At 70.0% G+C, this 4846-nt stretch carries 5 protein-coding genes; 1 reads left to right on the forward strand and 4 read right to left on the reverse strand.

Going from position 1 to position 4846, the window contains the following annotated elements; translation table 11 throughout:
• The first annotated feature begins 394 nt into the window (after positions 1-394).
• Entirely contained in the window at positions 395-1681 is a 1287-nt protein-coding gene (locus tag Psi01_RS42705) for an ABC transporter ATP-binding protein (protein ID WP_204069926.1), read from the forward strand.
• A gap of 45 nt (positions 1682-1726) precedes the next feature.
• Here Psi01_RS42705 and Psi01_RS42710 read toward each other — a convergent pair whose 3' ends face one another.
• The 4 genes from Psi01_RS42710 to Psi01_RS42725 form a co-directional block, all read right to left on the reverse strand.
• A complete protein-coding gene (locus Psi01_RS42710) occupies positions 1727-2359 on the reverse strand; it encodes an ACT domain-containing protein (protein WP_204069927.1) in 633 nt (210 codons plus the stop codon).
• A 184-nt stretch (positions 2360-2543) separates the two neighbouring features.
• Positions 2544-3056 carry an SRPBCC family protein gene (locus Psi01_RS42715; protein WP_204069928.1) on the reverse strand — a complete coding sequence of 171 codons (513 nt, stop codon included), beginning with the start codon at positions 3054-3056 and terminating at the stop codon, positions 2544-2546.
• A gap of 92 nt (positions 3057-3148) precedes the next feature.
• On the reverse strand, positions 3149-4438 hold the full coding sequence (locus Psi01_RS42720) for a NosD domain-containing protein (protein WP_204069929.1): 1290 nt from the start codon (positions 4436-4438) through the stop codon (positions 3149-3151).
• Between the two features lie 228 nt (positions 4439-4666).
• On the reverse strand, positions 4667-4846 hold a 180-nt coding region (locus Psi01_RS42725; protein ID WP_204069930.1), incomplete at its 5' end, for a substrate-binding domain-containing protein.

The following is a 4846-nucleotide window of genomic DNA, read 5'->3' on the forward strand; positions in this document are numbered from 1 at the left end:
AACCCCGGCCTGGACGGCGATGTCGGCCAGCCGGGTGCCCGTCCCCTCAGGGCGGGACCGGGAGATCTGCGTCACTTCACCGTCCATCAGAAGTACCTCACCATGGTGCCGGGTGAGGTGCAAGCCGAACGGACACCGGCCGGCCTGCGCGAACCTCGCCGCGAAATTTCTTTCAGAAACTTTCCGAAAACTCTAACATCCCGTGCTCGCCGACGCAGCGAATGCCCGAAAAAAGGGGATGTGACAGGGGGGCGAACACGGAGAGACACAGATGTAACCAGGAGATTTGTAATTTCTAACGACATCTATGGACACATGGGCAAGCGGCACGATGTACTACCTCATCAATCACAGGGTCGATCCGGGCATCGCCGTCCGGGAGGAACGAGCGCGCATGAGTACCGTCGTGCTGGACAACGTGACCAAGGTGTACCCGGGAGGGTACCTTGCGGTCGATCGTATGAACCTGCGCGCCGATGACGGAGAGCTTCTCGTCCTATTGGGGCCCTCCGGCTGCGGGAAGTCCACCCTGCTGCGGATGATCGCAGGGCTGGAGGAGGTCACCTCCGGCGACCTCTGGCTTGGCGGCGAGCTCGCCAACGACCTGGCGCCGCGCGACCGCGACGTCGCCATGGTCTTCCAGAACGGCGCGCTCTACCCGCACCGCACGGTGCGCGGCAACCTCGCCTTCCCGCTGGAGATCTCCAAGACGGATCCCGCGGTGGTCAGGGACCGCGTCACCGAGCTCTCCAAGGCGCTGCACATCGACGAGACGCTCGACCGCCGTCCTGGAACGCTCTCAGGCGGCCAGCGGCAGCGCGTCGCGATGGGCCGCGCGATCGTCCGCCAGCCCTCGCTGTTCCTGATGGACGAGCCGCTGTCGAACCTGGACGCCGGCATGCGCACCGAGCTGCGCATGGAGATCTCCGCGCTGGTCCGCGCCCTCGGTGTCACCACGATCTACGTGACGCACGACCAGGTCGAGGCGCTGACCCTGGCCGACCGGATCGCCATCATGAACCGGGGCGTGCTCCAGGACGTCGGCACCCCCGGCCAGGTCTACAACGACCCGGCCACCGCCTTCACCGCCGCCTTCCTCAACTCCCAGCAGCTCAACCTGCTCTCGGCGACCGTGCGCACGCCGCAGAACCAGTTCATCCTGCTGGACTTCGGGCCGCACCAGATCATGATCCCGTGGACCGACCCGCGCGCCTACGCGATCTCCCAGCACGTCGGCAACCAGATCATCGTCGGACTGCGCCCCGACTGCCTCGCCCCGGTCCCGGACACCTTCGAGGGCCCGACCTTCCTCGGGCGCGTGCGGACTCTGGAGTACCACGGCCACGAGTGGCTCGCCTACGTCGAGACCGGGATCACCTCCGTCGCCGTCCCCGAGCCCCCGGACCCGCGGCTGCACGCCCGCAACGGCGGCGACTCCTCCCAGGGCAGCAGGATCCGCTCGATGATGCGCCGGCTGTTCCCCGGCTCGGAGGAGGAGACGAGCCCCCAGTACGAGAGCCAGGAGCAGCCCGGAGGCACCCACCGCCGGGCCGACCTGATCGTGCGCGTCGGCTCCCGCCCGATCTGGCGGGCCGGCGAGCCGGCCCGGGTCGGCGTCGACGCCACCCGCCTGCTGCTGTTCACCGTCGACGGCTCCCGCATCGACCCGCCACACCGCTGAGACCCGCCGGGACCTCGGAGACGGGCCTCAGGAGGCCGTCCCGTCTCAGGAGGCGATGGTGGAGACGATCTCCAGTACCCGGTTGGCACGGTCCACCTCGGCGCGGTGGAACGGCGGGCCCTCGGTGCGGGCCAGCACCACGTGCAGGGACGCGCCGGGGACCGGCAGGCTCATCAGCCGGTAGGGACCCGAGGCCAGCACCGCCGGGCGCAGGGGGGTGAGGTCGCCGATCTTGACGCCGACGAGACCGCCGCTCTCGTCGAGGTCCTGCGGCGCCTGCCAGCTGCGGTGGACCAGGTGGCCGTCGCCGGAGGACAGGGCGACGGCCCACTCGGCCTCGACCAGGTCGGGCACGGCGTCCACGAACGTGGCGTAGGCCCTGGAGGGCTCGGCGGCCACATGGCGCAACAGGTCGTAGTCGGGAGCGGTCCCCGGGGTCTCCCTGGTGGGCCACACACCCTCGACGCGCATCCCGGGGATCACCGACAGGCGGTCGCGGACGGTCTCCGCGGACGGGGTCCCGGGCCAGGAGACGATGAAGTCGTCCACCGCCCGTCCGGTCTCCCGCTCGAGAACCGTCACCTGGAGAATGTCCGCGCCGAGCGTGCCGAGCACCCGGGCGACCTGGCCCAGTGCACCCGGCCTGTCGGGGAAGGACACCCGTAGCCGCAGTATCATCGCCGATCACCTCTCTTCGGGCACAAGGGTGTCCTGCGCAGGTTTCGCGGATGTTCTCAAGTGATGTCCAGGATATGTCGTGAGATATGGCGTTTCCTGGCGGGGACCTCGGAGGCCACGACCGGCCGTCCCGAAGCGGAGAGGGGCGGCGGGGGTGATGAGGGCCGACGTGCGGCCGACGATCTCACCGCCCTCCGGACCGCACCGCGGGCCGGGCTCGGCGACCGGCCCGCCGCAGCAGGCGCACCCACAACGACCAGCGCGCGGGGCGGCGGCTGAGCCGGCCGGTCGCGGCGCGCTCGGCGTTGTCGAAGAGGTCCTGCATCAGCGCCTCGTGCAGCCAGCGGATCAGCAACGGCCACAGGATCCTCATGCGTCCCCGGGTGGTGCCCGCGATCGTGTGCGTGAGGCGGGAGCGCTCCGGTCCCTCCTCCGTGACGACGAGTTCGTGGTGGCCGTCGAGGCCCAGCTCCGGGTCGAAGGAGAACCGGATACGGCGGCCGGGCTCGTACTCTGCGACGCTGTAGCGGATCGGGCCGTGGCCGCCGCGCGATCCGGGGGTCAGCCCCGCGTCGAGGACGAGCGGCGGCCATGCCGGGGCGGGCCAGAGGCGGTCGTCGGCGGTGGCCACCCGGTCCAGCAACGCGCCGATCCTGTCCGCCGACGCGCTGATCGACCGCTGCTGGACGTTCCGCATGCCGTTCTCCCCTTCGCCGTGTCCGGTGGAACCGTACGGCATCAGGCGGACCACGGAGGGAGGCGGGGCAGGCTTTCCGGGGAGGCGCCCGGCTAGTTCTGGTAGGCGCCGGCGTCGGGGTCGGCGGGCAGGGGCTTGCCGGCGATGTCGCGGGCCAGGGAGGCGCCGCCGAACCAGGCGGCGCTGAGCTTCTGGCCGCGGCCCCGGGCCGGTGAGCCGGGCTCGAGGCGCAGGCTCTTGGTGCTGCTGAAGCGCGGCCTGGCCACGATGGAGCGGGGGCCGAGCTTGAACTTCATCGAGCGGCCGTAGTAGAGGCTTCCGGCCTCGTCGGCGCCCTTGCCGTCCTCGAAGCCCATCTCCCCGCCGACCACGATGACGTTGTTGCGGAGCCTGAGGATCGAGGGCGAGCAGCCGTCGTGGCAGGACCAGCCGATGGTGTCGCGCTGGGGCAGGTAGACCGAGTTGTGCACCGCGATCGTGCCCTTGACCGGGCCGACGACGTGCCGGGCGCCCCGGGTGACCAGGAAGGAGCCGCGCTTGCGAGTGGAGGTCACCACGTTGTGGGCGAAGATGTTGCCGGTGGCGGTCTTGCCCTTCTTCGCGCCGAGCTCGACGAAGGTCTCGTTGTTGCGGGCGATGTTGTGGGTGACGCGGTTGCGATCGCCGTTGAACACCTCGACGGCGGCGCCGTCGGTGCCGTAGTCGTGGCTGCTGGCGTAGCTGCCGGTGATCAGGTTGCCGGTGACGAGGTTGTCGTCCCCGTTGAGCAGCACGCCGAAGGCGCCGGAGTCGTCGTCGCCGCCGCTGTCGTTGACGCTCATCCGGTTGTTGTCGGTCAGGATGCTGTCCTCGACGGTGTTGCGGGATCCGGTGATCTGCACGCCGGTCACGTTGCGGTCGGCGTAGACGGAGTCGAGCAGGTTGCTGTCACCGCTGACCTCGAAGCCGGCCCACCCGCACTTGCTGGTGCGCAGCCCGGTGATCCGGATGTTGGACCCGCTGACCACCACGCAGCTGCCCTCCGTGCTGGTGATCTTCGGGGAGATGCCCCCGCCGTACGTCGCCACGATGATCGGAGAGGCGGCGGTGCCCTTGCCGCTCAGCGTGAGCGTGCCCGTCCAGGTGTTCCCGCGCTTGAACCGGACGGTGTCACCGGGGCCCAGGTCGGCGGAGTTGACGGCGTCCAGGGACTGCCACGCCGTGGCGGCGGAGGTGCCGGCGGCGGAGTCGTCGCCCTTGCGGGCGTCGACGTAGTAGGTCCTCCCCGCCGCGTAGGCGCCCCTCTCCCTGTGGGCCGTCTCCGCGGCCCCGGCAGTCCCCGCCGTCCCGCCGGTCACCGCCGACGCGGCCGGAGCGGGCACGAGCAGCCCGGCGGCCACCATCGCCCCCACCATAGGAACGGTCCACCGGCTGCTCGGCACCATCCGGGCACACTCCATCATGATCACGGAATTACGGTCACGGACGCGAAAGGGTCTGCATGGATCCTTTCACACGGATTGCCGTAATCACCGTTTTGAGACCCGACCCCCAGCCAACCGTTACCGCACCCCAAAGCGGCTTTTTGCATGAAGCGCGAAGTCTTGGAGGGAAACGGGCCGGGTCTCCGCTCAGCGCACGATCTTCGGGCCGGAACCCGTCGAGCCGCGCACGATGAACTCCGGCTGGAAGATGAGCTCGGAGTGCTGTGCCGGGGTGCCGGCGATGGCCTCCAGCAGCGTGTGCACCGCCGCGGTCACCATGGACTGCACGGGCTGGCGCACGGTGGTCAGCGGCGGATCGGTGAACGC

The organism is Paraplanobispora siamensis, assembly GCF_016863175.1.
Lineage (GTDB): Bacteria > Actinomycetota > Actinomycetes > Streptosporangiales > Streptosporangiaceae > Planobispora > Planobispora siamensis.